Source organism: Streptomyces sp. NPDC023573 (assembly GCF_055559735.1).
This window is the reverse complement of record NZ_JBVHKB010000015.1, coordinates 84,634-111,015: the sequence shown is the minus strand read 5'-3', so window position 1 is coordinate 111,015 and position 26,382 is coordinate 84,634. Positions and strand designations below refer to the sequence as shown.

25 protein-coding genes are annotated in these 26,382 nt (G+C 72.0%); 18 read left to right on the top strand and 7 right to left on the bottom strand.

Going from position 1 to position 26,382, the window contains the following annotated elements; genetic code table 11:
* The first annotated feature begins 3 nt into the window (after positions 1-3).
* Complete coding sequence (locus tag ACZ32T_RS33825; RefSeq protein WP_467371224.1) at positions 4-795, top strand: nucleotidyltransferase domain-containing protein; 792 nt, start codon at positions 4-6, stop codon at positions 793-795.
* Between the two features lie 19 nt (positions 796-814).
* On the opposite strand, the gene ACZ32T_RS33820 is transcribed toward ACZ32T_RS33825, so the two are convergent.
* On the bottom strand, positions 815-1,381 hold the full coding sequence (locus ACZ32T_RS33820; protein ID WP_467270749.1) for a helix-turn-helix domain-containing protein: 567 nt from the start codon (positions 1,379-1,381) through the stop codon (positions 815-817).
* Positions 1,382-1,428: 47 nt separating this feature from the next.
* On the opposite strand from ACZ32T_RS33820, the gene ACZ32T_RS33815 reads away from it, so the two are divergent.
* Positions 1,429-2,367, top strand: a complete 939-nt coding sequence (locus ACZ32T_RS33815) for a class I SAM-dependent methyltransferase (protein ID WP_467371221.1) — start codon at positions 1,429-1,431, stop codon at positions 2,365-2,367.
* A 1-nt stretch (position 2,368) separates the two neighbouring features.
* On the opposite strand, the gene ACZ32T_RS33810 is transcribed toward ACZ32T_RS33815, so the two are convergent.
* On the bottom strand, positions 2,369-3,064 hold the full coding sequence (locus tag ACZ32T_RS33810) for a nucleotidyltransferase domain-containing protein (protein ID WP_467371256.1): 696 nt from the start codon (positions 3,062-3,064) through the stop codon (positions 2,369-2,371).
* 444 nt (positions 3,065-3,508) lie between these two features.
* On the opposite strand from ACZ32T_RS33810, the gene aroH reads away from it, so the two are divergent.
* From aroH to der, 5 genes are all read left to right on the top strand, one after another.
* Positions 3,509-3,871, top strand: coding sequence for a chorismate mutase (gene aroH, locus ACZ32T_RS33805; RefSeq protein WP_467270753.1), 363 nt, complete (start codon positions 3,509-3,511; stop codon positions 3,869-3,871).
* Positions 3,868-4,953 carry a prephenate dehydrogenase gene (locus ACZ32T_RS33800; protein WP_467270755.1) on the top strand — a complete coding sequence of 362 codons (1,086 nt, stop codon included), beginning with the start codon at positions 3,868-3,870 and terminating at the stop codon, positions 4,951-4,953. The genes aroH and ACZ32T_RS33800 overlap by 4 nt, the downstream gene beginning before the upstream one ends.
* A gap of 111 nt (positions 4,954-5,064) precedes the next feature.
* Entirely contained in the window at positions 5,065-5,781 is a 717-nt protein-coding gene (cmk, locus tag ACZ32T_RS33795; protein ID WP_467371219.1) for a (d)CMP kinase, read from the top strand.
* Positions 5,778-6,446 carry a lysophospholipid acyltransferase family protein gene (locus ACZ32T_RS33790; RefSeq protein ID WP_467371217.1) on the top strand — a complete coding sequence of 223 codons (669 nt, stop codon included), beginning with the start codon at positions 5,778-5,780 and terminating at the stop codon, positions 6,444-6,446. Before cmk ends, ACZ32T_RS33790 begins: the two co-directional genes overlap by 4 nt.
* Positions 6,447-6,502: 56 nt before the next feature.
* Positions 6,503-7,972 (top strand): ribosome biogenesis GTPase Der, encoded by a 1,470-nt coding sequence (gene der, locus ACZ32T_RS33785; protein WP_467270760.1) that lies wholly within the window; start codon positions 6,503-6,505, stop codon positions 7,970-7,972.
* 62 nt (positions 7,973-8,034) lie between these two features.
* On the opposite strand, the gene ACZ32T_RS33780 is transcribed toward der, so the two are convergent.
* On the bottom strand, positions 8,035-8,340 hold the full coding sequence (locus ACZ32T_RS33780) for a hypothetical protein (protein WP_467270762.1): 306 nt from the start codon (positions 8,338-8,340) through the stop codon (positions 8,035-8,037).
* A gap of 137 nt (positions 8,341-8,477) precedes the next feature.
* Positions 8,478-9,260 carry a hypothetical protein gene (locus tag ACZ32T_RS33775; RefSeq protein ID WP_467270892.1) on the bottom strand — a complete coding sequence of 261 codons (783 nt, stop codon included), beginning with the start codon at positions 9,258-9,260 and terminating at the stop codon, positions 8,478-8,480.
* A gap of 311 nt (positions 9,261-9,571) precedes the next feature.
* Here ACZ32T_RS33775 and ACZ32T_RS33770 point away from each other — a divergent pair, with 311 nt between their 5' ends.
* The gene (locus tag ACZ32T_RS33770; RefSeq protein ID WP_467270764.1) at positions 9,572-10,849 is read left to right on the top strand and encodes a glycosyltransferase family 4 protein; all 1,278 of its coding nucleotides are present in this window, start codon (positions 9,572-9,574) and stop codon (positions 10,847-10,849) included.
* A 348-nt stretch (positions 10,850-11,197) separates the two neighbouring features.
* Positions 11,198-11,413, top strand: coding sequence for an I78 family peptidase inhibitor (locus ACZ32T_RS33765; RefSeq protein WP_467270766.1), 216 nt, complete (start codon positions 11,198-11,200; stop codon positions 11,411-11,413).
* An 83-nt stretch (positions 11,414-11,496) separates the two neighbouring features.
* On the opposite strand, the gene ACZ32T_RS33760 is transcribed toward ACZ32T_RS33765, so the two are convergent.
* Entirely contained in the window at positions 11,497-12,549 is a 1,053-nt protein-coding gene (locus tag ACZ32T_RS33760) for a phosphatase PAP2 family protein (protein ID WP_467371215.1), read from the bottom strand.
* A gap of 477 nt (positions 12,550-13,026) precedes the next feature.
* On the opposite strand from ACZ32T_RS33760, the gene ACZ32T_RS33755 reads away from it, so the two are divergent.
* Complete coding sequence (locus ACZ32T_RS33755) at positions 13,027-14,760, top strand: MFS transporter (RefSeq protein ID WP_467270770.1); 1,734 nt, start codon at positions 13,027-13,029, stop codon at positions 14,758-14,760.
* Between the two features lie 89 nt (positions 14,761-14,849).
* On the top strand, positions 14,850-16,079 hold the full coding sequence (locus ACZ32T_RS33750) for an acyl-CoA dehydrogenase family protein (protein ID WP_467270772.1): 1,230 nt from the start codon (positions 14,850-14,852) through the stop codon (positions 16,077-16,079).
* 22 nt (positions 16,080-16,101) lie between these two features.
* On the opposite strand, the gene ACZ32T_RS33745 is transcribed toward ACZ32T_RS33750, so the two are convergent.
* Positions 16,102-16,542 carry a cell division protein SepF gene (locus tag ACZ32T_RS33745; protein ID WP_467270774.1) on the bottom strand — a complete coding sequence of 147 codons (441 nt, stop codon included), beginning with the start codon at positions 16,540-16,542 and terminating at the stop codon, positions 16,102-16,104.
* Positions 16,543-16,849: 307 nt separating this feature from the next.
* Between ACZ32T_RS33745 and ACZ32T_RS33740 the strand changes: the two genes are divergently transcribed.
* Positions 16,850-18,055, top strand: coding sequence for a DUF5685 family protein (locus tag ACZ32T_RS33740; RefSeq protein WP_467371254.1), 1,206 nt, complete (start codon positions 16,850-16,852; stop codon positions 18,053-18,055).
* Positions 18,056-18,079: 24 nt separating this feature from the next.
* On the opposite strand, the gene ACZ32T_RS33735 is transcribed toward ACZ32T_RS33740, so the two are convergent.
* Positions 18,080-19,018 (bottom strand): ABC transporter substrate-binding protein, encoded by a 939-nt coding sequence (locus ACZ32T_RS33735; RefSeq protein WP_467371213.1) that lies wholly within the window; start codon positions 19,016-19,018, stop codon positions 18,080-18,082.
* Positions 19,019-19,466: 448 nt separating this feature from the next.
* Here ACZ32T_RS33735 and ACZ32T_RS33730 point away from each other — a divergent pair, with 448 nt between their 5' ends.
* From ACZ32T_RS33730 to ACZ32T_RS33705, 6 genes are all read left to right on the top strand, one after another.
* Positions 19,467-20,333 (top strand): amino acid ABC transporter permease, encoded by an 867-nt coding sequence (locus ACZ32T_RS33730; protein WP_467371211.1) that lies wholly within the window; start codon positions 19,467-19,469, stop codon positions 20,331-20,333.
* The gene (locus ACZ32T_RS33725) at positions 20,330-22,171 is read left to right on the top strand and encodes an FAD/NAD(P)-binding protein (RefSeq protein ID WP_467371209.1); all 1,842 of its coding nucleotides are present in this window, start codon (positions 20,330-20,332) and stop codon (positions 22,169-22,171) included. The genes ACZ32T_RS33730 and ACZ32T_RS33725 overlap by 4 nt, the downstream gene beginning before the upstream one ends.
* A gap of 116 nt (positions 22,172-22,287) precedes the next feature.
* Complete coding sequence (locus ACZ32T_RS33720) at positions 22,288-23,040, top strand: amino acid ABC transporter ATP-binding protein (RefSeq protein ID WP_467270896.1); 753 nt, start codon at positions 22,288-22,290, stop codon at positions 23,038-23,040.
* A 66-nt stretch (positions 23,041-23,106) separates the two neighbouring features.
* Positions 23,107-24,183: an LLM class flavin-dependent oxidoreductase gene (locus tag ACZ32T_RS33715; protein ID WP_467371207.1), complete on the top strand. Its 1,077-nt coding sequence runs from the start codon at positions 23,107-23,109 to the stop codon at positions 24,181-24,183.
* A complete protein-coding gene (locus ACZ32T_RS33710; protein ID WP_467371205.1) occupies positions 24,180-25,469 on the top strand; it encodes an NtaA/DmoA family FMN-dependent monooxygenase in 1,290 nt (429 codons plus the stop codon). The genes ACZ32T_RS33715 and ACZ32T_RS33710 overlap by 4 nt, the downstream gene beginning before the upstream one ends.
* A 4-nt stretch (positions 25,470-25,473) precedes the next feature.
* Positions 25,474-26,280, top strand: coding sequence for a DUF1684 domain-containing protein (locus ACZ32T_RS33705; RefSeq protein ID WP_467270786.1), 807 nt, complete (start codon positions 25,474-25,476; stop codon positions 26,278-26,280).
* Positions 26,281-26,382 lie beyond the last annotated feature (102 nt).

Sequence of the window (26,382 nt, the reverse complement as noted above, 5' to 3'; positions counted from 1 at the left end):
CCGATGCACAGCGACACGACGCTCCTTCGACGGGCCGGGCTGCCGGTCACCGACCTGACCCCGGTACTCGGACAGGAGCCCTGCCCGCTCCTCTTCGCCACGGTCTCGGGCGCCCATCTGTACGGCTTTCCCTCGCGTGACTCGGACGTGGACCTGCGGGGGGTCCACGTCCTGCCCGCGGAAGATCTCGTCGGCCTCCGGACGCCGGAGGAGACACGGTCACGGATGTGGGACCACGACGGGGTGGAGATGGACCTCGTCACCCATGACCTGCGTAAGTTCGTCCGGCTCATGCTCAGACCCAACGGCTATGTGCTCGAACAGCTCCTGTCCCCGCTGGTGGTGCACACCACGTCACTCCACGCGGAACTCGTGGAGCTGGCACCGGCGGTGGTGACCCGCAACCATGCCCACCACTACCGGGGCTTCGCGGGGACGCAGTGGCGGCTGTACGAGAGGACCGGCGAGCTGAAGCCGCTCCTCTACACGTTCCGCGCGCTGCTCACCGGCATCCATCTGATGCGCACCGGCACCCTGGTGGCGCATCTGCCGTCCCTGCTGGGCGAGGTGGCCGCGCCGGCCTACCTGCCCGCGCTGATCGAGGCGAAGGCGGATGCCGAGCACGGGGCCGCGCACCTGGATGACGGCGCGGCCGTCGCGCAGGACGTCGAGGCCCTGCACCTCGTGCTCGACGAGGCGCAGACCGCGTCACCGCTCGCGGAGGCGCCCTCGGGCTTCGACGCCCTGCACGATCTGGCCGTCCGTGCGCGGCTGGGAGAGACCGTCCCGTCCTGACCGCCCGGCGGCCGCCCTCTCACCCGCGCTCGCGCAGATGGGAGCGGCGGCCGTCCCGGTCGAAGATGCCGAGGACCTCCGCGGGGCCGCCCACGGCGCCCAGCGCGTGCGGGAGCATCGTGGTGAACTCCGCCGCCTGCCCCTGTTCCACCCGCAGCCGCCGTTCCCCCAGTACCAGCAAGGCGGTGCCGGACAGCACCGTGAACCACTCCCGGCCGGGGTGCGCCTTGAGCGCCGCAGGGCCTTCGGCCGGGGGCCCGGTCAGCCGTATCCGGGCCACGGTCACGCCGGGCTGGCCGCGCAGCGCCCACTGGGTCAGGCCCCGCGCCAGGTCGAGGGTGGGGTTCGTGACCACGTCGTCGGCGTCCGTCTCGACGAGCTGGTCGAGCGAGGTGCCCAGCGCCCGGGCGATCACGGTGAGCTGGTCGAGCGCGATCCTCCGGTGGCCCGTCTCGATCCGGCTGAGCGTGGAAGGACTGAGGTGGCAGCGGGCGGCGAGGTCGTCGAGCGACCAGCTGTGCGCGGCACGCAGGGCCCGGATCCGTTTGCGTACGAGGCCGTCCAGAGCACTTCCTTCTTGCGTCATGGGCAAGACAGTATGCGTTGTGCGCAAACCTTCGTAGGCTCGGCGGCATGACACCTTCCGCTTCCCCCACACACCACCAAGGCCCCACACACCACCAAGGCCCCGGCCACCACCACGGCCCCGGACACCACCACGAGCACGGCCACGGACAGGCGGACACCGGCCAGGACGACGCCCTCGCCGTCGTGCTCGACCTCGACGCCGAGATCTTCGCCCCGTACCTCACCGCGGTGACCCGGCGGCTCGCCGAGCTCGCCGGGGACGGCGTCGCGCACGTCGTCGACCTGGGGTCGGGCACCGGGACCGGCACGTTCGCCCTGCTGGAACGCTTCCCCCGCGCCCGTGTGACCGCCGTCGACAGCTCGCCCGTCATGCTCGCCCGGCTCGTCGAGGCTGCCCGGGCGAAGGGCCTGGGCGACCGGGTGGACACCCTGGAGACGGACGCGGGCGCCGGGCTCGCAAACATCACGGACGCCGACCTCGTCTGGGCCTCGGCCTCCCTGCACCACGTGGACGACCCGGCCGCAGCCCTCGACGGGGTCCGTGCCGCCCTGCGCCCCGGCGGACTGGTGGCCGTCGCCGAGCTGGACGGGATGCCGCACTTCCTCCCGGACGACGCCGTGGCCGGCCGCCCCGGCCTGGAGGCGCGGTGCCGCGCTGCGCTGGACGGCCTCCACGCCGAGCAGATGCCGCACATCGGCGCCGACTGGGGAGCCATGCTGGCCGAGGCCGGCCTCCTCGTCGAGGACGAGCGCACCGAGCGGCTGGAGCTGCGCGACCCGCTGCCCGCCGGCGTCGGCCGGTACGCCCACATCGTGCTCGACCGCATCCGCGGCGCGCTCGACGGCCGGGCCGACCCCGCGGACCTCGCCGCGCTCGGCACCCTGGTCGACGGAGGCCCGGCGGACGTGCGCCACCGGGACGACCTCGTCGTCCGCTCGACCCGCAGCCTCTGGGTCGCCCGCCGCCCGGCGGACTCCGCCTGAGCTACGCCTCCGCGGACGCCCGCCGGGTCCGGATCAGGAATGCCTCCACGCGGTCCCGGTCGGGCTCCGGCGGCAGCGGGGAGCGGGCGGCCGCCTCGTCGTTCTCCCCGGCCAGGCGGGTCATGCGGCGCTCCACCTCGGCCCACGGGACCTCGCCCCGCTTCACCGCCAGCAGATCCTCCCGCGCGTCACCGACCTCGATCCGCAGCTCGCCCGTCCGCAGCAGGTCCCGGCAGGACGCCAGCAGCCGCAGCAGATGCATGGCGTGCTTCCAGCGCGGAGCGCCGTGGGCCCGGACATCGGCCTCCAGCTTCCGCCGCTGGCCCAGTGCGTAACGTACGAACGTTCCGTGGGCCTGCCGGGACAGGAAGGCCCCGCGCAGGCCGAGGAGTTCGCGGCCCGTGGCGTCGACCCGCTCCACGAGCGGGGAGTGCAGGCACTCCAGCACATTGGGGTTCGCCCGCAGCGCCAGCTCGCAGAAGCGCTCCAGCTCCCAGGAGAACTGCTCGTCGGCCGGGCCCTCGACGTGGGTCGGGGGCTTCGTGAAGCCCCAGAACAGCGGGGTGGGTGCGAGGAAGACCCCGCGCCGGTCCGTGTCGCTGCCCTCGGTGGCCAGCCCGAAGGCGCGGGAGCCCATCACACAGGAGTAGACGGTGTGCTCCCGGACGAGCCGTGCGCCGTCGGCCGGACCGGACAGCGCGTCGGACGACGTGCCTGCGGGAGTTCTGCTGGGACGCACCGTGACTTCTCCATGGGGACGGGCCCTCGCCGCGCCGCCGCGACGGACGGGGATCGCGGCGGCCTGACGGCATGACGGCCGATCCTACGTCCGGAACCACGCGCGGGCGCCGGGGCCCGGTCGGTCGCGTGGTAGTACCGCCGGACGACGAACCGGGCGCGGAAGACCCCCCACGCGAGCCGGATGCTGTCGCCCTCGACCGTGATCCGCCAGCAGGCGCAGTCGACGGTTCCGTCGGCGACCGAGGAGGCGACGCAGCCCGCGTGCGCGCACACGTCCGACCGGGTGTCCGGGAGCACCCGGCTCACCTCCGCGTCTCACGGACAGAGCACCGGTGACCGGCGGCGCCGTGGCACCTCTAGGCTGAAAGGGCACGCAGCACGAGGCGACGAGGGGTACGACGTGGCGGTACGAGCAGTCCGTGGAGCCGTCCAGCTGGACCGGGACGAGGCCGGTCACATGGACGAGCGGGTGAGTGAACTCCTCACCGCGGTCCTGGAACGCAATCAGCTCGTCGCCGACGACCTGATCAGCGTCTGGTTCACCGCCACCCCCGATCTGCACAGCGATTTCCCGGCCGCCGCGGCCCGGGGACTCGGTATCGTCGACGTACCGCTGATCTGTGCCCAGGAGCTCGACGTCACCGGGGCCATGTCGCGCGTGGTGCGCGTCCTGGCCCATGTGGAGACGTATCTCTCCAAGTCCGAGATCAGCCACGTCTACCTCGGCGCCACCGGCGCCCTCCGCAAGGACATCGCCCAGTGAGAACCGCCCTCGTCATCGGAACCGGACTGGTCGGCACCTCCGCCGCCCTCGCCCTCGCGGGGCGCGGCGTCCAGGTGCACCTCGTCGACCGTGATCCGTCCTCGGCGCGGACCGCCGCCGCGCTCGGCGCCGGCACGGACGAGGCGCCCGAGCGCCCCGTCGACCTGGCGATCATCGCCGTGCCGCCCGCCCACACCGCGCCCGTGCTGGCCACGGCCGTGCGGGACGGGATCGCGCGCGCCTACCTCGACGTCGCCAGTGTCAAGGGCGGCCCGCGCCGTGAGCTGGAGGCGCTCGGCGTCGACCTCACGCCGTACATCGGCACGCACCCCATGGCCGGCAAGGAGCGCTCCGGGCCTCTCGCGGCGACCGCCGACCTCTTCGAGGGGCGCCCCTGGGTCCTCACACCGACCCGGGAGACGGACACCGAGGTCCTCAACCTCGCCCTGGAACTGGTCGCGCTCTGCCGGGCCGTCCCGGTCGTCATGGACGCCGACGCCCACGACCGCGCCGTCGCCCTGGTCTCCCACACCCCGCAGCTGATCTCCTCGATGGTCGCCGCCCGGCTGGAGGAGGCCGACGAGACCGCGGTACGCCTGTGCGGCCAGGGGATCAGGGACGTCACCCGCATCGCGGCTTCCGACCCCCGGATGTGGGTGGAGATCCTCTCCGCCAACCCCGGCCCGGTCGCCGACGTGCTGGCGGGTGTCGCCACCGACCTGGACGAGACGGTACGGGCCCTGCGCGGCCTGCAGTCCGCCGACGAGGACAAGCGCCGCACGGGCACCGAAGGCATCGAGGACGTCCTGCGGCGCGGCAACGCGGGCCGGGTCAGGGTCCCCGGCAAGCACGGGGCGGCCCCGGCCTCGTACGAGATCGTCGCCGTGCTCATCAGCGACCGGCCGGGCGAGCTGGCATCGATCTTCGCCGACGCGGGGCGGGCCGGCGTCAACATCGAGGACGTCCGCATCGAGCACGCCACCGGCCAGCAGGCCGGACTGGTCCAGCTCATGGTCGAACCGAGCGCCGCACCCTCGCTGAGCGCCGCCCTCAGGGAACGGGGCTGGTCGATCCGCCCGTAGGAGCACCGGAGCGGACCCCGGTGACAGGGGTGCGAAGGCGCTTCGCGCACTCGGTAACCTTGGGGGAGGCCGTTCCGTGGCCCGCTCCGCCCGTCCCCGTGTACCAGGAAGGTGTCCACCACCGTGGAAACCGTAAGTGCCGCCGCCCGGACCGCCCCGGCCGCAGTGATCGTCGCCATCGACGGCCCCTCCGGCACCGGCAAGTCGAGCACCTCCAAGGCCGTCGCCGCCCAGCTCGGCCTGAGCTACCTGGACACCGGCGCGCAGTACCGGGCGATCACGTGGTGGATGCTGAACAACGGCATCGACGTGCGGAACCCGGCCGAGATCGCCACGGCCGCCGCCAAGCCGGTCATCGTCTCCGGCACGGATCCGTCCGCCCCGACGATCACCGTCGACGGCGAGGACGCCTCGGGTCCCATCCGCACCCAGGAGGTCACCTCCCAGGTCAGCGCCGTCAGCGCCGTGCCGGAGGTGCGCGCCCTGATCACCGAGCTGCAGCGCTCGATCGCCAAGGAGGCCGAGCGCGGCATCGTCGTCGAGGGCCGTGACATCGGGACCACGGTGCTGCCCGACGCCGACATCAAGATCTTCCTGACCGCCTCCCCGGAGGCGCGTGCCGCGCGGCGCAGCGGTGAGGTCAAGGGCTCCGACCTGGCCGCCACCCGGGAGGCGCTGATCAAGCGGGACGCCGCGGACTCCGGCCGCAAGACCTCGCCACTGGCCAAGGCCGGGGACGCCGTCGAGGTGGACACCACCGACCTGACCCTCGGGCAGGTCATCGAGTGCGTCGTCACCCTCGTCGGGGAGAAGCGGGCCGCGAAGTGACCGAAGCCACCACCGCGCCGACGCTGCGCGGAGCGGCCGTCGGGCGCGGGATCGGCATCGGGCTCATGTACGGGCTGTTCAGGCCCCGTGTGCTCGGAGCATGGCGCGTCCCCACCACGGGACCCGTCATACTCGCGGTGAACCACGCGCACAATCTCGACGGACCGATGCTGATGGGCACCGCGCCCCGGCCCGTCCACTTCCTGATCAAGAAGGAGGCGTTCGTCGGCCCCCTCGACCCGTTCCTCCGCGGAATCGGGCAGCTGAAGGTGGACCGTACGACCGTCGACCGCAACGCCATCACGCAGGCACTCGGCGTGCTGGACGACGGCGGGGTCCTCGGGATCTTCCCCGAGGGCACCAGGGGCGAAGGCGACTTCGCCTCCCTGCGCGCGGGGCTCGCGTACTTCGCGGTGCGCGGCGGGGCGCCGATCGTCCCCGTCGCGGTCCTGGGAAGCACGGAGCGCCGCGGACGGTTGATATCAGCACTGCCTCCGCTGCGCAGCAGGGTCGACGTCGTCTTCGGCGACGCCTTCCAGGCGGGAGACGGCAGCGGCCGGCGTACGAGGAAGGCGCTGGACGAGGCGACTCTCCGGATCCAGGAAGAGCTGACCGCGCACCTGGAGAACGCCAGGCGCCTCACCGGGCGCCCGGTCAGGACTTGAGTAGTGGGCCGCGCGATCGCGGCCCATCGATGATGATGCAAAGAGGAACGGACTTCATGAACGACCAGATTCACTCCGGCGGCTCGGACCACGAGCACGGAGCACTTGGCGATGCCGAGTACGCGGAGTTCATGGAGCTCGCCGCGCAGGAGGGGTTCGACCCCGAGGAGGTCGAAGGCGCGATCGGTGCGGCCGGTCACGGACCGCTTCCCGTGCTCGCCGTCGTCGGCCGCCCGAATGTCGGCAAGTCGACCCTGGTGAACCGGATCATCGGCCGCCGCGAGGCCGTCGTCCAGGACAAGCCCGGCGTGACCCGTGACCGCGTCAGCTACGAGGCCGAGTGGGCCGGGCGCCGCTTCAAGGTCGTCGACACCGGCGGCTGGGAGCAGGACGTCCTCGGCCTCGACGCCTCCGTCGCCGCCCAGGCCGAGTACGCGATCTCGACCGCCGACGCGGTCGTCTTCGTCGTCGACGCGACGGTCGGCGCGACCGACACCGACGAGGCAGTCGTCAGGCTGCTGCGCAAGGCCAAGAAGCCCGTCGTCCTCTGTGCCAACAAGGTCGACGGACAGAGCGGCGAGGCCGACGCCACCGCGCTCTGGTCGCTCGGGCTCGGCGAGCCGCACCCGGTCTCCTCCCTGCACGGCCGCGGCACCGGAGACATGCTGGACGCCGTCCTGGAGGCGCTGCCCGAGGCACCTGCCCAGACCTTCGGCACCGCGCTCGGCGGCCCCCGCCGCATCGCGCTCATCGGCCGCCCGAACGTGGGCAAGTCCTCGCTGCTGAACAAGGTCGCCAACGAGGACCGCGTCGTCGTCAACGAGCTGGCCGGCACCACCCGTGACCCGGTCGACGAGCTGATCGAGCTCGGCGGCGTCACCTGGAAGTTCATCGACACGGCCGGTATCCGCCGCAAGGTCCACCTCCAGGAGGGCGCGGACTACTACGCCTCGCTGCGTACCGCCGCCGCCGTGGAGAAGGCCGAGGTCGCCGTCATCCTGATCGACTCGAGCGAGTCCATCAGCGTCCAGGACCAGCGGATCGTCACCATGGCCGTGGAAGCGGGCCGTGCGATCGTGATCGCGTTCAACAAGTGGGACACCCTCGACGAGGAGCGCCGCTACTACCTGGAGCGCGAGATCGACACGGAGCTCGCGCAGGTCGCGTGGGCCCCGCGCGTCAACGTCTCGGCCGTCACCGGCCGGCACATGGAGAAGCTGGTCCCGGCGATCGAGACCGCGATCGAGGGCTGGGAGACCCGCATCCCCACCGGCAGGCTCAACGCCTTCCTCGGTGAGATCGTCGCCTCCCACCCGCACCCCGTGCGCGGCGGCAAGCAGCCCCGCATCCTCTTCGGCACCCAGGCGGGCACCAAGCCGCCGCGGTTCGTCCTCTTCTCGTCCGGCTTCCTGGAGCACGGCTACCGCCGCTTCGTCGAACGCCGCCTGCGCGAGGAGTTCGGCTTCGAGGGCACGCCGATCCACATCTCGGTGCGGGTGCGCGAGAAGCGCGGCCGCAAGAAGTGAGCTGAGGAACACGGCGAAGCCCCCTGGGTCCCTTGCGGGTCCAGGGGGCTTCGCCGTGTTCCTCAGGCGTCCGTGGACCCGGGCGGCAGCGCCGCGGGCCGGGCACGCCCGGCATGCCGTCCGACCCGCTGCCAGGAACCCGGGTTGCCGCCGCCCGTGCTGTGGCTGCCCTGGGCGTTCGCCGCGGTACGGCCGCTCAGCGGTGCACGGCTGCCGAACGTCCCGATGCCGAACGTTCTGAAGCCGAGATTCTCCTCGCCGGTGCGGTCCCCGGGAAGCGCCCGGAACGATCGCCTGTACTCGGAGTACAGCGCGTCGTAGATCGGGGTGGCGGACTTGCCGCCCGAGGGTTCCTGCGACGGGCGCATGGCCGGAATCGGGGTCTGCTGCTGGCGAGGAGGGTCGTATGAGTGCACGTAGGTGCCAACGACCTCACCGCCCGTCGGATGCGGGCCTGACGGAGAAAACGCTGTCCGGCGGGCGGGGGAGGGCAGCGGGGGCACGGTCAGGTCCCGGCGAGCGGCATCGTCGCGGCGACCAGGAGGCCGTTGACCGCGGCCTTGTCCAGCGCGTCACGGAGCAGGTCCTCACGCGGCTGCTGACCGATGGAACCGGCCGGAGCGGCGAACACCAGGACGCTCTGTGCCTTGTTGGCCGCCGTCCGCCAGCCCTCGGTGACCTGGAGCGGCTGGTGCGCCTGCCACCAGGCGACGGGATTGCCGCCGCCGGCGCCGGGCTGGAGCACCGCGTGCAGCTGGCCCATGGCGAGGAGGACGGACCAGCCGGCGAGGACGCCGGGCAGGCGGTTGAGATGGGGCGTCGGCTGGAAGCCCTGCTCCAGCAGGAGCTGGAGGAACTGGTCGCCGCCGCTGCCGTCCGTGCCGGGCCGGGCGATCGGACCGGTCGGTTCGACGACGAGGGCGGGGCGGAGGTCGTCCTCGATCAGGACGAGACCGCTGGTGATGCCGAGGACGGCCTGTTCGGGCACGAGGCCCTCCGAATTCTTCTGCTCGCTGCCGGTGATGGACCGCACGGCGCCCTGGAGCTGGTCCTCCGCGACCTGGACGACCTGCGAGGGGATGCAGGTTGCGTGGGCGAAGGCGAGTACGGCGGTCTCGTCGCCCACGAACAGGACCGTGCTGGTGCGCTCCTGGTCGGAGTCGCCGGGGGTACGGCATGAGGTGCAGTCGTAACTGCCTGGGGCACTGTCGCCGACGAGCAGCCGGTCGGCTTCGGCATCGCCGATCTCGGCGCGTACGTCCTCGCTGACGTCGAGCATGCGCGGCACGGGTGGCTCCTCGAACTCGGTGCGTGGGCCGGGCGGTTCCCGGCTCATGGAAGACAACGGAAGACCCGGGGCCGGGGTCACGCGCGAATCGGGAGATTAAGAGACCGGTCGAGCGCCGGAGCCGGAAGGCCGATGAACCGGAGGAGCGGGCGGACGAACCGGAGCCCAATCTTCCGTGCGGCGGCCCCCGATGCACGCGCCTTCGTTCGAAGCGTCACGGCTTTGTGCGACTCCTGTGCGAATGCTGTGTCGTGACCTGACGCCACGTAGGGTCCGTTGCAGACCAGTCGACCAGGGGAAACGACTACGCAATGCACATTTCATTTCTGCTTCACAACGCGTACGGCATCGGGGGAACGATCCGTACCACCTTCACGCTCGCCAGGACGCTGGCGGAACAGCACGACGTCGAGATCGTCTCCGTCTTCCGGCACCGCGACGAGCCCAAGCTCGGCGCACCCGAGGGGGTGCGGATGAGCCACCTCGTCGATCTGCGCAAGTCGAGCCCCGGATACGACGGGGAGGCCGAGGAGCACTCCCGGCCCGCGTCGGTCTTTCCGCGTGGCGACACCAGGCACCGGCAATACAGCAGGCTCACCGACAGCCGCATCGCGGCTCACCTGGGCGCCCTGGAGGCCGATGTCGTCGTCGGCACCCGCCCCGGCCTCAACGTCCACATCAGCCGGCAGGCGCCGCGCGGTCCGGTACGGGTCGGCCAGGAGCACCTCACCCTCGAGAGCCACGGTTACCGCCTGCGCCGGGAGATAAGCCACCGGTACCAGCAGCTCGACGCGGTCACCACCGTCACCGAGGCCGACGCCCGGGACTACCGCACCGGTCTCCGGCTGCCCGGCGTGCGGATCGAGGCCATCCCGAACAGCGTGCCCGAGCCCGCCGGCGCGCCCGCGGACTGCGACGCCAAGTCGATCGTGGCGGCGGGCCGGCTGCACCGGGTCAAGCGCTACGACGTGCTGATCCGGGCCTTCGCCGAGATCGCGGCGGTGCGCCCGGAGTGGCGGCTGCGGATCTACGGCGCCGGGGACGCGTCCGGCAACGAGCAGAAGCCCCTGCGCGGGCTCGTGGACGAGCTCGGCTTGCGGGAACGGGTTCTCCTCATGGGTTCGGCCGATCCGATGGAGGAGGAGTGGCCCAAGAGCTCCATCGCCGCCGTCACCTCCGAGCGGGAGTCCTTCGGCATGACCATCGTGGAGGCGATGAGGTGCGGAGTGCCGGTCGTGGCGACGGACTGCCCCCACGGGCCGGCCGAGATCATCGACGACGGCACGGACGGGCGGCTGGTTCCGCTGGGGGACACGCACGCGTTCGCCCAGGCCCTGCTCGGCCTGATCGACGACGACGCCCTGCGGCACCGCATGGGCCGGGCCGCACGGGCCTCGGCCGCGCGGTTCGACCCCGCGCCGATCGCCGAGCGGCACGAGAGGCTCTTCGCCGAGCTGGCCGCCCGGGGCGGCGGGACACGGTCACAGAGCGTCCTGCGCAGCGCGTACCACCGGTCCAGGGGCGGCGTGCTGGACGGGGCGTACGCGCTGCGTTACAAGGCCGCGGCGGTGATCCGCAGGGGAGCCTGAGCCGGGGCACCCGGGCGGTGGGCCGGAAAAGGTAAGGAATGCATAAGGCGGAGTGAATTCGAGGTGGCCTGTCCGTATATTCTTCTTTCCGGGGTCTCCGAAAAGAAGAACGCGCAAGGTACCCTCCCTCTCCGCCATTTCCTCCCGGCTGCTCTGCGGCTGCATTTCCTGGATGCCTAGTAATTCAGTCCGAGTGGAGCCAGGCTGCCGTTCGGGTGAAGTCGTCCCTGGTAAACGCGCGTGGGGATCCTGTGACACAAGCGTGACCGCCGGGGTACACGGAGATGCATCGGGACCCGTGACCGCCACCGCTTCCGCCGCGCCGCCGGGCGGCCTACGGTGAGAGGTATGGCATCTGTACCGACCCCTCCCGCCCAGCCGGACGACACCCCCGAGACGTACGTCGGCCTCGACGCGGATGCCGCGGAACGGCAGGCCAGAGCGCGTGGCTGGAGCACGGTCCGGGCTCTTCCGCCGGGCACCGTCATCACCATGGAGTTCCGCGGCGGGCGCATCAACTTCGAGGTGGACGCCTCGACCGTGACCCGCTGCTGGGTCGGCTGACCCCGGTCCCACGAGCGAAGGCCCCGACCGGAGTCGGGGCCTTCGCTGTGCGTGGGCGCCGGCAGCGCTCATGTTCCCGCAGGTCAGGGGGCGACCGGGCCGCCCGCCACCGGGCGGGACTGGCCCGTGGTGTTCCTCGGCGAGCGGTCCGCGTGGGGCGGGCGGCGCGAGCCGGCCGGAGCCGGCGGTGTCCGGTCCGGACGCGCGGGGTGCGCCGGATGCGCCCGGGCCCTGGCGGGTGCCCCCGGGTGTCCCGCGCCCGCGGTCCCCGGCGCCCCGGGGGCCTGGGCCTTACTCGCGGCCTCCTGGACCCCCTCGGCGGCCGTTCCGCCGCCCAGCGCCTGCGGCAGCAGGACCGGCTCCGGGGTCACGGGGGACGGCGGCGCGGGCTTGCGGAGCCGTCCGCGGCGGTTCCGCCACTGCTCGCGCACTGCGAGGATCAGGACCTCTGCCCGTGTGATCAGCGGCTCGAACCACGGCAGGGCGAGCAGGATCAGCAGGCCGGCGGCCCAGCCCAGCAGGACGTCGCTGAGCCAGTGGGTGCCGATGTAGACCGTGGTGAGCCCCACGCCCAGCGAGACGAAGGCCGACACGGCCGACAGGTAGCGCCTGGCCCGCGGCGTGGTGGCCAGGTAGGCGAGGATTCCCCAGGTCACGACGGCGTTGGCGGTGTGGCCCGAAGGAAATATATCGCCGCCGGCGAAGAGCTCCGCCGAGCCGATCTGGGTGGCGTAGTGCGGGCCGAGCCGCCCCAGGCCGAGCTTGACCGCGCCCACCGACAGATTGAGCAGCAGCAGGGACGCACCCAGCGTGAGCAGCGGGCGCAGCGTGTGCTGGCGCCAGGAGCGCCAGCCGAGCCAGGCGGCGACCATCACGGCCGTGGGGCCTCGCTGGCCGAGCACGACGTAGTAGTCGAGGAAGGCGTGGAGCTCCGGCCACTGCTGGTAGGGCCGGAACAGCATGACCTTCCAGTCGAGGGCCACCAGCCAGGACGAGACCAGCACGGCAACGACGATGGCGAGATAGAACGCCAAAGTGCCGCCGAAGAGAGCGATGCGGTGAGGACTCATCCGCGGGGTCTCTATCTTCGGCGGTTCCGGCTCCCGGTCCAGACGGGCAAAGATGTCGGTACGCACACAATGGACGTTACAGCGAGTGAGTGTGTGATCCGGCCGATCCCGCGTCTTTGTGATGACGATGTGATGTGGACTTTGTCTCAGACAGGTATCCATTCCCGATGCGCCGGGGAATGGGTTCCGACTCGCCGCCTATTGGTTTCCCGCGCTATTCGTAGAAATGTTTGGGTGTCGATGGAATGGCGCAGCGTGACCGCGCCGGGGAGTCGGTGCGCCATTCGGAGGGTCACCGCCCGGCGCGCCGACACGCCGTCGGGGGGCCGGCGCGGCGGGCCGGACGCACCCTCTCGCGGGAGTGCGGAGTGGCGTACGCCACACCCGGTGGCCGACGAACGTATGAGCTGCACCACGCGTGACCACCCGGAACTCGCGTACGCTGACGGCTCACTCGCCCGTCGATGCCGGGCCCGGGGGACGCCGTGAGCCGGTCCCAGCAGGTCTGCCGAGCGCGAGGGACTCATTGTGGGAGGTACGTACATGACTGGGACGTCCACGGCCGTGAGCAGGCTGCGCGCGGCAGCCGACGGTGCCAACCGCTGGGTCGTCCTGGTCGTCCTCTGCCTCAGTCTCCTGCTCGTCGCGCTCGACGCGACCGTGCTGCACGTCGCCGTTCCCGCCGTCACCGAGGACCTGCGGCCCAGCGCCACCGGACTGCTGTGGATCGTGGACGCCTACCCGCTGGTCTGCGCCTCGCTGCTGATCCTCTTCGGCACGCTCGGCGACCGGATCGGCAGACGGCGTGTCCTCCTCTTCGGTTACGCGCTCTTCGGCGTCGCCTCCGCGCTCGCCGCGACGGCCGGCTCGCCCGGTGTGCTGATCGCCGCGCGCGCCCTGCTCGGCGTGGGCGGCGCGATGATCATGCCGGCCACGCTGTCGATACTCCGCCAGGTCTTTCCCGACCGCCGGGAGCGTGCCCTGGCCATCGGTGTGTGGACCGCCGTCGCCGCCGTCGGAGCCGCGACCGGGCCGGTCATCGGCGGCTTCCTGGTGGAGCACTACTGGTGGGGCTCCGTCTTCCTGATCAACATCCCGCTCATGATGGTGATCCTCCCGGTCGGCCGCTGGCTGCTGCCCGAGTCCCGCGGTGTGGCCGACGGCCCGTGGGACGTGCTCGGCGCGCTGATGGCCGCGGCCGGCGTGCTCGGAGTGGTCCTCGGGATCAAGCGGATCGGCGGCGGCGACGGGCTGCTGAACCTCGCCGCCCTGGTCCCGCTGTGCGCGGGAGCCGCCTTGGTCGTCCTCTTCGTGCGCAGGCAGAAGCGGCGTACGCACCCGCTGATCGACATCGCGATGTTCTCCCGGCCCGCCTTCACCACCGCGGTCGGCTGCATCGTGCTCGCCATGCTGGCCCTGGTCGGCCTGGAGCTGATCGCCGTCCAGTACCTCCAGCTGGTGCTGGATCTGAGTCCGCTGCAGACCGGTCTGCGGCTGCTGCCGCTGACCTTCGCCGCGATGGCGGCGGGTGCCACCGGCTCGTACACCCTGAGCCGTGTCGGTCCGCGAAGGATGGTCGGCTGGGGCTTCGTGCTCACGGCGGCCTCGGTGCTCCTGCTGACCCTGATGGGCCAGCACGACCGGCCCGTGCTGCTGACCGCCGGCTTCGTTCTGCTGGGTTTCGGGCTGCAGTCCACGCTGTTCGGGGCGTACGAGTCGATGCTGAGCGAGGTTCCCGCCGAGCGGGCGGGTGGCGCGGCCGCGATCGGCGAGACCTCCTACCAGCTGGGTGCGGGCATGGGCATCGCCCTGCTCGGCAGCGTCATGAACGCGGCCTACGCCCCCGGGCTCTCCCGGCTCCACGAGGAGGGTGTGCCGGCCGCAGCGGGGTCGGCGGCCTCGCACTCGCTGGGCGAGGCCTACCAGGTGGCCGGCCGGCTGGGCGGCCCCATGGGTGACCTGCTGAGGAGCACGGCCCGGCACGCCTTCGTCGACGGCCTCCACCTCACCCTGCTGGTCAGCGCGGGTCTCCTGCTGCTCGGCGCGCTGGCGGCGCTGCGTCTCCCGCGTGCCATGGACTGCCCGCCGGTGAAGGGCACCCGCCGGGAGCGGGGGGCAGCCCTCCCGGAGCAGGCCGTCGGTCCCGGAACGGCCGGGTCCGCACCGCGTGGCGAGCACCGTCCGCTCGCGGAGTCCGACGCCCCCGCACGCCGGGTCCCCCTCCCCTCCCGGCGTGAACCCGCCGAGGCCTCGGGCTCTGGACGATCGGCACGCTGAGCCGTAACGTCGGCACGGCGCCGTAACTACCACTGCTAGTTTTAGTACCGTGGCGCGTTTCTGTACCGTGCGAGCCGCCGGAGGCACTCATGTCCACCACCGAGTCCGCGAAGTCGTCCGTGCCGATGAAGGCCCCGCCGTTCGACCCGGGTGACCCGCTCGGCATCGACGACCTCCTCGGCCCCGAGGACCTCGCGATCCGCGACACCGTGCGCACCTGGGCCGCCGACCGGGTCCTCCCGCACATCGCCGAGTGGTACGAGGACGGCGAACTCCCGGGGGTCCGCGAGCTGGCCCGCGAGCTGGGCTCGCTCGGCGCGCTGGGCATGTCCCTGCAGGGGTACGGATGCGCCGGGGCGAGCGCCGTCCAGTACGGGCTGGCCTGTCTGGAGCTGGAGGCCGCCGACTCCGGCATCCGCTCCCTGGTCTCCGTCCAGGGCTCGCTCGCCATGTACGCGATCCACCGCTTCGGCTCCGAGGAGCAGAAGCAGCGGTGGCTGCCCGGCATGGCGGCCGGCGAGACGATCGGGTGCTTCGGTCTCACGGAACCGGACCACGGCTCCGACCCCGCGGGGATGCGGACCTACGCGGAACGGGACGGTGAGGACTGGATCCTCACCGGCCGCAAGATGTGGATCACCAACGGATCGGTCGCCGGGGTCGCCGTCGTATGGGCACAGACCGACCAGGCGGGTGGCGGCTCCGGGATCCGCGGCTTCGTCGTGCCGACGGACAGCCCCGGCTTCTCCGCACCCGAGATCAGGCACAAGTGGTCGCTGCGCGCCTCGGTCACCAGCGAGCTGGTGCTGGACGGTGTGCGGCTGCCCGCCGACGCGGTCCTGCCCGGGGCCACCGGGCTGCGCGGCCCGCTCAGCTGTCTCAGCCACGCCCGTTACGGAATCGTCTGGGGCGCCATGGGCGCGGCGCGCGCCAGTTTCGAGGCGGCGCTCGACTACGCGAAGTCCCGTGAGCAGTTCGGCAGGCCCATCGGCGGCTTCCAGCTCACCCAGGCCAAGCTGGCGGACATGGCCCTGGAGCTCCACAAGGGCATCCTGCTCGCCCACCACCTGGGCCGCCGGATGGACGCCGGCCGGATCCGCCCCGAGCAGGTCAGCTTCGGGAAGCTCAACAACGTACGGGAGGCGATCGAGATCTGCCGTACCTCGCGCACGATCCTCGGTGCCAACGGGATCTCGCTCGAATACCCGGTGATGCGGCACGCGACGAATCTGGAGTCGGTGCTCACCTACGAGGGCACCGTGGAGATGCACCAGCTGGTGCTGGGCAAGGCGCTCACCGGCCTGGACGCTTTCCGGTAGGGCTCTCCGGCGAGCGCCCTGCTCAGCTCTGGTTGAAGAAGCCGTCGGCGGGCCGGCCGGCGGCTTCGCCGTTGACCACCCGGGTGTGGGCGGGGGACAGCAGGAAGACCCGGGTCGCCACGCGGTCGATCGAGCCGTGCAGTCCGAAGATCAGTCCCGCGGCGAAGTCCACGACGCGCTTGGCGTCGCCGGGGTCCATCGCGGTGAGGTTGACGATCACCGGCACACCGTCCCGGAAGAGCTCGCCGATGGCGCGCGCGTCCCGGAAGCTGTCGGGGGTGACGGTGGCGATCCGGCGGCCCTTGTCCTCCGCCTTCTCTGAGGCGACCCGCACGCGCGGGTCGGTCACCCAGGGCTGATGCGTGCCGGTCTCAGCCTCCTCGGAGTACTCGTCGTCGTAGTACCGCTCGTCGTTGTCCTCCACGAGGCCCAGCCAGGCGCTCGCCTTGCGCACCGATCCCATGGACGCCTCCTCTCACCGCGGTTCGTTGGTTCCGTATCTCTTTCCTATCCCTATGGTCGTCCATGATGCGGATACAGCGCCAAGGGGATAGTCGCCGTGCAGGCGATTCGTGACGCTACTGGTGCAGAAGATGTGGCGATTCGTCAGGGTTCGTACCGCATAGGGGGGCTTGCGGAAGGAAAATATGATGCACCCGTCCGTACGGGTGAGATGGGAGGCGTACGGGTGAACGCGCGGCTCGGTACGATGCACCCCGCGCAGGCGCATGAGCGCGGCTCGTCAGGTGAACGGCTCCCGGGGGATCGTCGTGTTCGGAATCGTGAGGCCATGTACCCATCGGCTGTCCGAGGGACTCAAGACCGAGTGGATGGCCCATCTCTGCGGGCTCTGTCTCGCTCTTCGCGCCGACCACGGACAGTTCGCCCGGATCGTCACGAACTACGACGGCCTGATCGTCTCGGTCCTGACGGAGGCTCAGTCCGAGCCCTCCGCCGGGCAGCGGCGCACCGCGGGTCCCTGCCCCCTGCGCTCCATGCGGACGGCTCCGGTCGCCCGCGGGGAGGGGGCCAGGCTCGCCGCCGCCGTGTCGCTCGTGCTGGCGTCCGCGAAGGTGCGCGACCATGTCGCCGACCGGGACGGGCTGTTGAAGCGGCGCCCGGTGGCCGCCGCCGCACGCCGGGTCGCGGCGGGCTGGGACAGGGCGGGCGCGCGCACCGGGGCCGAGCTCGGCTTCGACACCGCGGTCCTGGTCGACGCGGTCGACCGGCAGACCGGCATCGAGTCCCTCGCCGGCCCCGGTACCCCGCTGCTGACCGTGACCGAGCCCACCGAGACGGCGACGGCCGCGGCCTTCGCGCACACCGCCGTCCTCGCGGGCAAGCCGCAGAACGCGGAGCCGCTCGCCGAGGCAGGCCGGCTCTTCGGACGGCTCGCCCATCTGTTGGACGCCGTCGAGGACCGCGAAGCTGACGCCGCGTCGGGTGCCTGGAACCCGCTCACCGCGACCGGCACCCCGCTCGCCGAGGCCCGCCGACTCTGCGACGACGCGCTCCACGGAGTGCGCCTCGCGATGAGGGACGCGGAATTCACCCACGGCACGCTGGCGCACATGCTCCTGGTGCACGAGCTGCGGCGCTCGGTGGACAGGGCCTTCGGCCCCGGCACGTGCGCGCACCAGGCCGACGGGCGGCCCTCGGGCGCCTACGGTCCGGTACCCGGCAATCCGTACGCCCCGAACCCGGGAGGTCCGTCCGGCCCCCCGGGCCCGCTGCTCCCGCCCGGGCCGCCCCGCAACCGACGTGGCCTCATAGCCGGCTGCCTGGTCTGGACGGGGCTCGCCTGCACCTGCCAGATGTGCTGCGCCGGCAGCTTCCACGACCCATGGAGCGGCCAGGAGCGCGAAGGGCTCTGCCGCAACAACAGCTGCAGTGACTGGTGCGAGGGCTGCTGCGAGTGCTGCAGCTGCTGCGACAAGTGCGGCAACTGCTGCGACGGCTGCGGGTGCGACTGCTGACGTGACGTCAGCCGGGCGGCGCACTCATCTGATCTCGGGCGGAGAGATCCGCGACGTCCGGATCGCCGATCCGGTGGTGCCCCACTTCTTCAGGATGCGGTCGTAGGTCCCGTCGGCCCTGAGGCCGTTGACCGCCGCCTGGAAGGCCGGTGCCAGGGGGGTGCCCTTCCTGAACACGAAGCCGACGTCGAGCCGCTTGTACTCGTTGAGGAAGCGCAGCCCGTCCAGCTGGGTCACGCCGTAGCGCAGTCCGTTGATCGTGTTCATCACGACATCGCTGCGGCCCTGCTGGAGCGAGATCCAGACCGCGGAGGAATCGGAGTACGTCCTGACCTCGTACGGCTTCCTGCCCGCGTCGGCGCACAGGTGCTTGCTCTCCTCCAGGGTCGCCTCGAAGGTCGTGCCCGCACCGGTGCCGACGGTCAGGCCGCAGAGCTGCGTGAGGTCGGTGACCTTCTTCAGATCGCTGTCGTCCCGGACGGCGAAGCCCTGTCCGTCGTTGATGTACGTGACGAAGTCGATCGTCCTCCGGCGCTCGTCCGTCACTCCGAAGTTGCCGGTGCCCACGTCGAATCTGCCGCTGCCGAGCGCCGGCAGGATCGCCTCGAAGGAGGCGACCTCCCGCCTCAGCTCCAGTCCGAGCGTCCTGGCCACCGCGTCCGCGAAGTCGATGTCGGCCCCGGCGAGCGTCTTGCCGTCCTCCAGGTAGAAGGCGCCGGGAGGGGCTCCCGTGGCGGTCGCGAGCGAGAGGGTGCCCGCGGCCCGCACCTTCCCGGGCAGCAGTTTCGCCGCGTCCTCGTTCCTCTTCACCGACGAGACCACGTCGGTCGTCGGGATCCCGCCCCCGGCCGCGGATCCCGCGCCGGCCGGAGAGACGGCGGGGTCCCCCGCTCCGCAGGCGCTGAGTGCGAGTGCGGCCACGGTGATCAGTGCGAAGGCAGCGGTCTGCCTGGTTCGGGGCATGACGGAGGTTCTCCGGATTCGTAGGCCCCGCTCCGGGGCCAGGGCAGCACGGAGCGTCGGGGCGGGAGATCAGCTGTACGAGGGGAGGGCCGAGCCATGTCGTGTGCGCGAAGGAACGCGGGGGAGACCGCTCAAGCACCGGCAAGGGCGCGAGCGGGAGAAAGGAGACGCAGGGGGTCAGCTCAACAGGAACAGGACCACACACGACCGAAGTCGATGTGGGAGCGGGTGACCAGCCACTGCTGCGAATACATGGCCCAAGTGGAACAGGCATCCGGTGGCGCGTCAACTGGACCAGGACGCACGGCTCACACTGTGGACACGCTTGACAACGGCACCGGGTGGCGCTTTTCTCGGAAGCGGACCGGCGCTGAGGGGCCCGGTCCACGTCGTGTTCCGCGTCGAAGGCACGCCCCGTGTTCGATCTCTGCATCCACGGAGCCTTCGCATGTCCGCGCAGACAGACATCCCTGCCCCGTCACTTCCCGTCCCGCCGGAAAAGCGCGCCGAGGAGGACACCCCTCGCATCGTCCCCGTACGCCGAACCGGCCGGTGGACGGCGGCCGTTGCCGTCCTGCTCCTCCTCGGTGGAGCCCTGGTCTCGGTCGTCCGCAACGAAGCCTTCCAATGGGACGTCGTGGCCACCTACCTCACGACCGGCTCCGTGCTGCGGGGCCTCGGCCTCACCCTGTGGCTCACCGGCCTCGTCATGGTGCTCGGCTTCGCCCTCGGCACCCTGCTCGCCCTGGCCAGGCTCTCCGGCAACCCCGTGCTCCAAGCGGTCAGTTGGGGATACATCTGGCTCTTCAGGTCGACGCCGATCCTCGTCCAGCTGCTCTTCTGGTTCAACATCGGCGCCCTCTACCCGCAGATCCTCGGCGTCGACACGGTCGACCTCCTCAGCCCGATCGCCGTCGCCGTCATCGGCCTCACCCTCCACGAGGCCGCCTACGCCGCCGAAGTGCTCCGCGGCGGCCTCCTGTCCGTCGAGCGCGGACAGCTGGAGGCGGCCCAGTCACTCGGCCTCGGGCCCTGGCGCCGGTTCCGGCGGATCGTGCTGCCGCAGGCCATGCGCTCCATCGTCCCTCCCGCCGGGAACATGCTGATCGCGACGTTGAAGGGCACCTCGATCGTCAGCATCATCGCCGTGCAGGACCTGCTCCACTCCGTGCAGCTCGTCTATCACCGCACCTACGAGGTCATCCCGCTGCTGCTGGTCGCCACCCTCTGGTACGCCGTGATCACCTCGCTGCTGTCCATCGGCCAGTACTACGTCGAACGCCACTACGCACGCGGCACGGCGGGTGCCCGGTGAGCGACACCCCGACGCTCGTCGTCATAGGCGGCGGACCGCGCGGCACCGGAGTCATCGAACGCATAGCCGCCAACGCCGCCGAGCTGTACGGCGACCGGCCCCTGGACCTCCACCTCGTCGACCCCTACCCGCCGGGCGGCGGCCGGATCTGGCGGCAGGACCAGTCCCCGCTGCTCCGGATGAACTCCATGGCCGAGGACGTCACCATGTTCACCGACGACACCGTCGAGCTGGACGGCCCGGTGCGCCCCGGCCCCGCCTTGCACACCTGGGCCGAGGACGTCCGCGAGGGGCGGACCGTCATCTCCGCCGGCCCCGGGGTCATGGAGGAGATCCGCGGTCTCGGCGGGCAGGACTTCCCCACCCGGCGGCTGCAGAGCGCCTATCTGCGCTGGGCCTACGAACAGGCCGTCGCCGCGCTCCCGCCCGGAGTCAGGGTCCACGAACACACCGGCCTCGCCCTGCGCGTCTCGGGGCCCCGCGACGGCCGGCAGCGCGTCAGGATCGAGGGGCGCGCCGAGCCGCTCGCCGCCGACCTCGTCGTCCTCACCGTCGGCCACCTCGACGCCGAACCGGACGCGGAACAGCGGGAGCTGGCCGCCTTCGCCGCACGTCACGGGCTGGTCCACCTTCCGCCCGACTTCACCGCCGACACCGACCTGTCCGCCGTGCCGGCGGGCGAGACCGTCCTCGTACGCGGCTTCGGACTCGCCTTCATCGACCTGATGGTGCTGCTGACCGAGGGGCGCGGCGGACGGTACGAGGACGGGGTCTACGTCCCCTCCGGCAAGGAACCCGTCCTCTGCGTCGGGTCACGCCGGGGCGTCCCGTACCACTCCAAGATCGGCTACACCTGGCGGGGCGAACGGCCGCCGCTGCCCCGCCACTTCGGGGAAGCGCAGGTGGACGAGATCGTGAACAGGCCAGGCCCGGTGGACTACCGGCGTGACCTGTGGCCCCTGATCGCCAAGGAGCTGGGCCACGCCCACTACCACCGGCTCTTCACGACCCACCCCGAGCGCACCGCGGCGGACCTGGGCGACTTCGAGGAGAAGTACGCCGTCGCCGAGCCCGGCAGCCCCGAGCTCGCCGCGCTCGTCGCCTCTGCCGTCCCCGACCCGGCCGACCGGCTCGACCTCGACGCCCTCGACCGCCCGCTCGACGGGGTGCGCCATGCCACGTACGACTCCCTGCAGGACGGGCTGCGCACCTACATCACCGCCGATCTCGAACGCCGTCACGATCCCGCGCACAGCTCCGACCTCGCCGTGTTCTTCGGACTGCTCTCCGTATACGGCCGGCTGACCGGCGCAGGCGACATCGGCGCCCGGTGGCACGGCTTCTTCAGCTACCTCGCCTCCGGACCCCCCGGGCCCCGGCTGCGCCAGCTCCTCGCCCTCTCAAGGGCCGGCATCGTCCGCTTCCTGGGCGCCGGCATGACCGTCGAATCCGACGAGGAACAGGGCGTCTTCCGTGCCCGCAGCACCACCGTGCCCGGCGCGTACACCGAGGCCCGGGCCCTGGTCGAGGCCCGGCTGCCCGGCCCCTCGCTGCGCAGGACCCGCAGCCCGCTGCTGAGCGCGCTGTACGAGGACGGGGCGGCCGGCACCCGCACGGGGCTGCTCTCCGTGGACCCCGCCGACGGCCGGATCCTGGAGCTCGACGGCCGCCCGCACCCGCGCCGCTTCGCCCTCGGCCCCTGCACCACCGCGCGGGCCGGCGGCGCCTTCACCCGGCCGCGCACCGGCGGCCCGGCCCTCCGGCAGAACGACGCCACCGCCCGCACGGCCCTCGCGTTCCTGCGCGACCTCTCCTGCCGGGATCGCCTCACCACGTGAGCACGGCGCCCGACCGCCGCGCCCGCATTCCACGCCGGCACCACACCGAACATCACTACGCCTAGGGAGGCCGTGCGATGAGCACACCCGGGGACCGGGCAACCGGTCAGGACGTCATGGTCGAGATCCGGTCCGTACACAAGAGTTTCGGCCCGCTCCAGGTGCTCCGCGGCATCGACCTGTCCGTACGCGCGGGAGAGGTGACCGTCGTCCTCGGCCCCTCCGGGTCGGGCAAATCCACCCTGCTGCGCACCATCAACCACCTGGAGAAGGCCGACCGGGGCTGGGTCGGTGTCGACGGCACGCTCGTCGGCTACCGGAGGTCCGGCGGCAAACTGTACGAGCTGCGCGAGCGCGAGGTCCTGCGCCGGCGCACCCGGATCGGTTTCGTCTTCCAGAACTTCAACCTCTTCCCGCACCTCACCGTCCTCGAGAACGTCATCGAGGCTCCCGTCGCCGCCCTCGGCCGCCCCCGTGAGGAGGCCGTCGCCGCGGCGGAGAAGCTGCTGGCCCGGGTCGGGCTCGCCGACAAGGCAGGGGCCTATCCCCGGCAGCTCTCCGGCGGCCAGCAGCAGCGCGTCGCGATCGCCCGGGCCCTCGCTCCGGAACCGAAACTGCTGCTGTTCGACGAGCCGACCTCGGCGCTCGACCCCGAACTCGTCGGAGAGGTCCTCGACGTCATCAAGGACCTGGCCCGCGGGGGCACCACGATGATCGTCGTCACACACGAGATCGGCTTCGCCCGCGAGGTCGCCGACACCGTCGTGTTCATGGACGAGGGACGGATCGTCGAACAGGGCCCGCCCGCCGACGTACTCGACCGCCCGGTCCAGGAGCGTACCCGCGCCTTCCTCTCCAAGGTCATCTGAGCCGTGCCCCCGCGACCGATCCGTCCTGCCCGCCCGAGACCGGGAACCGAACCCGAGAGGTCCTTCATGCCCGCCACCAGGCCACTCCACCTCGCCGCCGAGATCGGAGGCCCCCCGCGGTACGCCGCCGGTTCGCACGTCACACTCGCCCGCCTCGCCGAAGGGGGAGCGCTCGACTACATCACCCTGAGCGACTCCTTCGGCCGCCCGGGCCCCGACGCGCTCGCCGTACTGGCCCGCGTCGCCCCGGCCACCACGCGGATCGGGCTCGTACCGACCGTGACCACCACCCACACCGAGCCCTTCCACGTCTCGTCCGCCGTCGCCACCCTCGACTGGGTCAGCAAGGGCCGGGCCGGCTGGCAGCCCGACGTGTCGACGACCGAGGCCGAGGCCCGGCTGTTCGGCCGGCGGTCCGCCGCACCCGCCGGCGCCCTGTGGCAGGAGGCGGGGGAGGTCGCCGACGTCGGGGCCCGGCTCTGGGACAGCTGGGAGGACGACGCGGAGATCCGGTCCGTCGCCACCGGCCGCTTCATCGACCGGGACAAGCTGCACCACGTCGACTTCCAGGGCAGCACCTTCTCCGTCCGGGGTCCGGCCATCGTGCCCCGGCCACCGCAGGGCCGGCCCGTCACCGTCATCGACGGCAGCAGCGGCCCCGCCCAGGAGACCGCCGCGCGGTACGCCGACGTCGTCCACGTACGGGCGACGTCGCCCGAACAGGCGGCCGCGCTCCGTGACGACCTGCGCCGCAGTGCCGCGGCCCACGGCCGGGACCCCGACGGCCTGCGGATCCTGGTCGCCCTCACGGTCGATCTCTCGGATTCCGAGAAGGCACCCGAACCCGGCCTGGAGAGCGGTCCGCAGCTCGCCGGGCGGGGCACCTACTTCCGGGGCGGCCCGGTCGACCTCGCCGAACTCATGATCCGGTGGCACCGGGGCGGAGCCGTGGACGGCTTCCACCTCACCCCGATCGCACCGGAGCGCGACCTGGAGAGGATCGTCAACGGGACGGTGGCCCTGCTCCAGCACCGCAGTCTGTTCCGCACCTTCCACCCGGGCGGCACACTCCGCGAGCACCTCGGCCTCGGCCGGCCCGCCAACCGTCACACGCTCGCGAGGACCTCAGGGGGCCGTTCATGAAGCAGATGCATCTCGCCGCCCACTTCCCGGGCGTCAACAGCACCACCGTGTGGACCGATCCGCGCTCCCGGAGCCAGATCGACTTCGCCTCGTTCGAGCACCTGGCGAGGACCGCGGAGCGCGGGAAGTTCGACTTCTTCTTCCTCGCGGAAGGGCTGCGGCTGCGCGAGCACAACGGCCGCATCCACGACCTGGACGTGGTCGGCCGCCCCGAGTCCCTGACCGTCCTGAACGCCCTGGCCGCCGTCACCGACCGCCTCGGGCTCGCCGCCACGGTCAACGCCACCTTCAACGAACCGTACGAACTCGCCCGGCGCCTCGCCACACTCGACCACCTCAGCGACGGCCGCGCCGCATGGAACGTGGTGACCTCGTCCGACGCCTTCACCGGGGAGAACTTCCGCCGCGGCGGCTACCTCGACCGGGCGGACCGGTACACGCGGGCCGCCGAATTCGTTGCCACCGCGCGGGAGCTCTGGGACTCCTGGACACCGGACGGAGACGCGCGGCCGTTCGCGCACCCGGGGCAGCACTTCGACATCTCCGGGGAGTTCACCGTCCCCCGCTCACCGCAGGGGCACCCGGTCGTCATCCAGGCCGGGGACTCCGACGAGGGCCGGGAGTTCGCCGCGTCCGCCGCCGACGTCGTCTTCACCCGGCACGGCACCCTGGAGGCCGGCCGGCGGTTCTACGCCGACGTCAAGGCCCGCCTCGCGGCATACGGCAGGCAGCCCGGTGACCTGAAGATCATGCCCGGGGTCACCGTCGTCCTCGGCGACACCGACGCGGAGGCCCAGCAGAACGCCGCAGAGATCCGCCACCAGCAGGTGTCACCGCAGAACGCGATCCTCGCCCTCGAACAGATCTGGGGCCGCGACCTCTCCTCGTACGACCCCGACGGGCCCCTCCCCGACATCGACCCGGACCCGTCCTCGGATCTGGTCCAGGGCAGGGTCCGGATCGCGGACCCGCTGGCCGTGGCCGCGCGCTGGCGGGAGCTCTCCGAGGCGAAGGGGCTGTCCATCCGGCAGACGGCCATCGAGGCCACGGCCCGGCAGTCCTTCATCGGTTCCCCCGCGACGGTCGCCGCCGAACTGGAGACGTTCGTCTCCACCGACGCGGCCGACGGCTTCATCCTCGTACCCCATCTCACCCCGGGCGGCCTCGACGGCTTCGTCGACCGGGTCGTCCCGATCCTCCAGGAGCGCGGGGCCTTCCGCACCGAATACACCGGCTCCACGCTGAGGTCGCACCTCGGCCTGGCCCGGCCCGTATGGAAAAGTTGACCGCATGAGCACGGACGCACAGCAGGACAGCGAGGAGTTCCACGCCTGGCAGCGCTGGCACGAGCGGCGCATCGTCGCCGTGGCCGCGCCGCACGGCCCGCTCTCCCTCACCGGCACCCACTGGCTCGCCGACCACCCGGAGGGTCGAATTCCGGCCGTGCCCGGTCAGTGGCGCGAGGAGGGCGACGAGGTGGTGCTCACCGCCACCCCCGAGGACGGGCTGACCGTCGACACGGAGCCGCTCTCGGGCGAGATCCGCCTCGGCGCCGACCGGGGGCCCATCGACACCTCCCGGGTGGCGCAGGGCGAGCGCCGGCTGGTCGTGCTGAGCCGCGAAGGCCTCTGGGCCGTGAGGGACTTCGACCCCCAGTCCCCGGCCAGGCACGCCTTCCGGAGCATCGACGCCACCCCGTACGACCCGAAGTGGTCGCTGGAGGGCACCTTCCGGCCGTACGACTCGGACCGGACCGTCCGCGTGGAGAACGCCGACGGGCGGCGGCGGGGGCTGGGGCTCGCGGGGGAGATCGCCTTCACGCTGGACGGCGCCGAGCACACCCTCCAGGTGGCGGTCGAGCCCGACGGCTCGCTCTGGGCCGTCTTCGCCGACACCACCAGCGGGAACGGCAGCTACCGCTTCCGCTTCCTGAGGCCTCCGGCGCCCGACGCGTCCGGCCGGGTGCGCGTCGACTTCAACCGAGCCCTGCTGCCGCCGTGCGCCTTCGCCGACCACTTCATCTGCCCCTTCCCGCCACCGGGCAACACCCTCCCGGTGGCGGTCCCCGCGGGGGAGCGGAACCGTATCGACGGCTGAACCGCACCTTCCGGACGCGAGGCGGAGGCGGGCCCCGCCAGCCGGCCCCAGGGCTGCGTGGGGTCGGCCCGCGGGGCCGTCCGCGTCCGAAAAGGCGCCCTT

Excerpts from the sequence above, each read along its gene's own strand:
- ACZ32T_RS33750 (WP_467270772.1), top strand. The coding sequence starts at position 14,850 with ATGTCCACCACCGAGTCCGCGAAGTCGTCCGTGCCGATGAAGGCCCCG.
- ACZ32T_RS33705 (WP_467270786.1), top strand. The coding sequence starts at position 25,474 with ATGAGCACGGACGCACAGCAGGACAGCGAGGAGTTCCACGCCTGGCAG.
- ACZ32T_RS33770 (WP_467270764.1), top strand. The coding sequence starts at position 9,572 with ATGCACATTTCATTTCTGCTTCACAACGCGTACGGCATCGGGGGAACG.
- ACZ32T_RS33780 (WP_467270762.1), bottom strand. The coding sequence starts at position 8,340 with ATGCGCCCGTCGCAGGAACCCTCGGGCGGCAAGTCCGCCACCCCGATC.
- ACZ32T_RS33745 (WP_467270774.1), bottom strand. The coding sequence starts at position 16,542 with ATGGGATCGGTGCGCAAGGCGAGCGCCTGGCTGGGCCTCGTGGAGGAC.
- ACZ32T_RS33820 (WP_467270749.1), bottom strand. The coding sequence starts at position 1,381 with ATGACGCAAGAAGGAAGTGCTCTGGACGGCCTCGTACGCAAACGGATC.
- ACZ32T_RS33720 (WP_467270896.1), top strand. The coding sequence starts at position 22,288 with ATGGTCGAGATCCGGTCCGTACACAAGAGTTTCGGCCCGCTCCAGGTG.
- der (WP_467270760.1), top strand. The coding sequence starts at position 6,503 with ATGAACGACCAGATTCACTCCGGCGGCTCGGACCACGAGCACGGAGCA.
- ACZ32T_RS33765 (WP_467270766.1), top strand. The coding sequence starts at position 11,198 with ATGGCATCTGTACCGACCCCTCCCGCCCAGCCGGACGACACCCCCGAG.
- ACZ32T_RS33715 (WP_467371207.1), top strand. The coding sequence starts at position 23,107 with ATGCCCGCCACCAGGCCACTCCACCTCGCCGCCGAGATCGGAGGCCCC.
- ACZ32T_RS33710 (WP_467371205.1), top strand. The coding sequence starts at position 24,180 with ATGAAGCAGATGCATCTCGCCGCCCACTTCCCGGGCGTCAACAGCACC.
- ACZ32T_RS33755 (WP_467270770.1), top strand. The coding sequence starts at position 13,027 with ATGACTGGGACGTCCACGGCCGTGAGCAGGCTGCGCGCGGCAGCCGAC.
- ACZ32T_RS33730 (WP_467371211.1), top strand. The coding sequence starts at position 19,467 with ATGTCCGCGCAGACAGACATCCCTGCCCCGTCACTTCCCGTCCCGCCG.
- ACZ32T_RS33815 (WP_467371221.1), top strand. The coding sequence starts at position 1,429 with ATGACACCTTCCGCTTCCCCCACACACCACCAAGGCCCCACACACCAC.
- ACZ32T_RS33825 (WP_467371224.1), top strand. The coding sequence starts at position 4 with ATGCACAGCGACACGACGCTCCTTCGACGGGCCGGGCTGCCGGTCACC.
- ACZ32T_RS33735 (WP_467371213.1), bottom strand. The coding sequence starts at position 19,018 with ATGCCCCGAACCAGGCAGACCGCTGCCTTCGCACTGATCACCGTGGCC.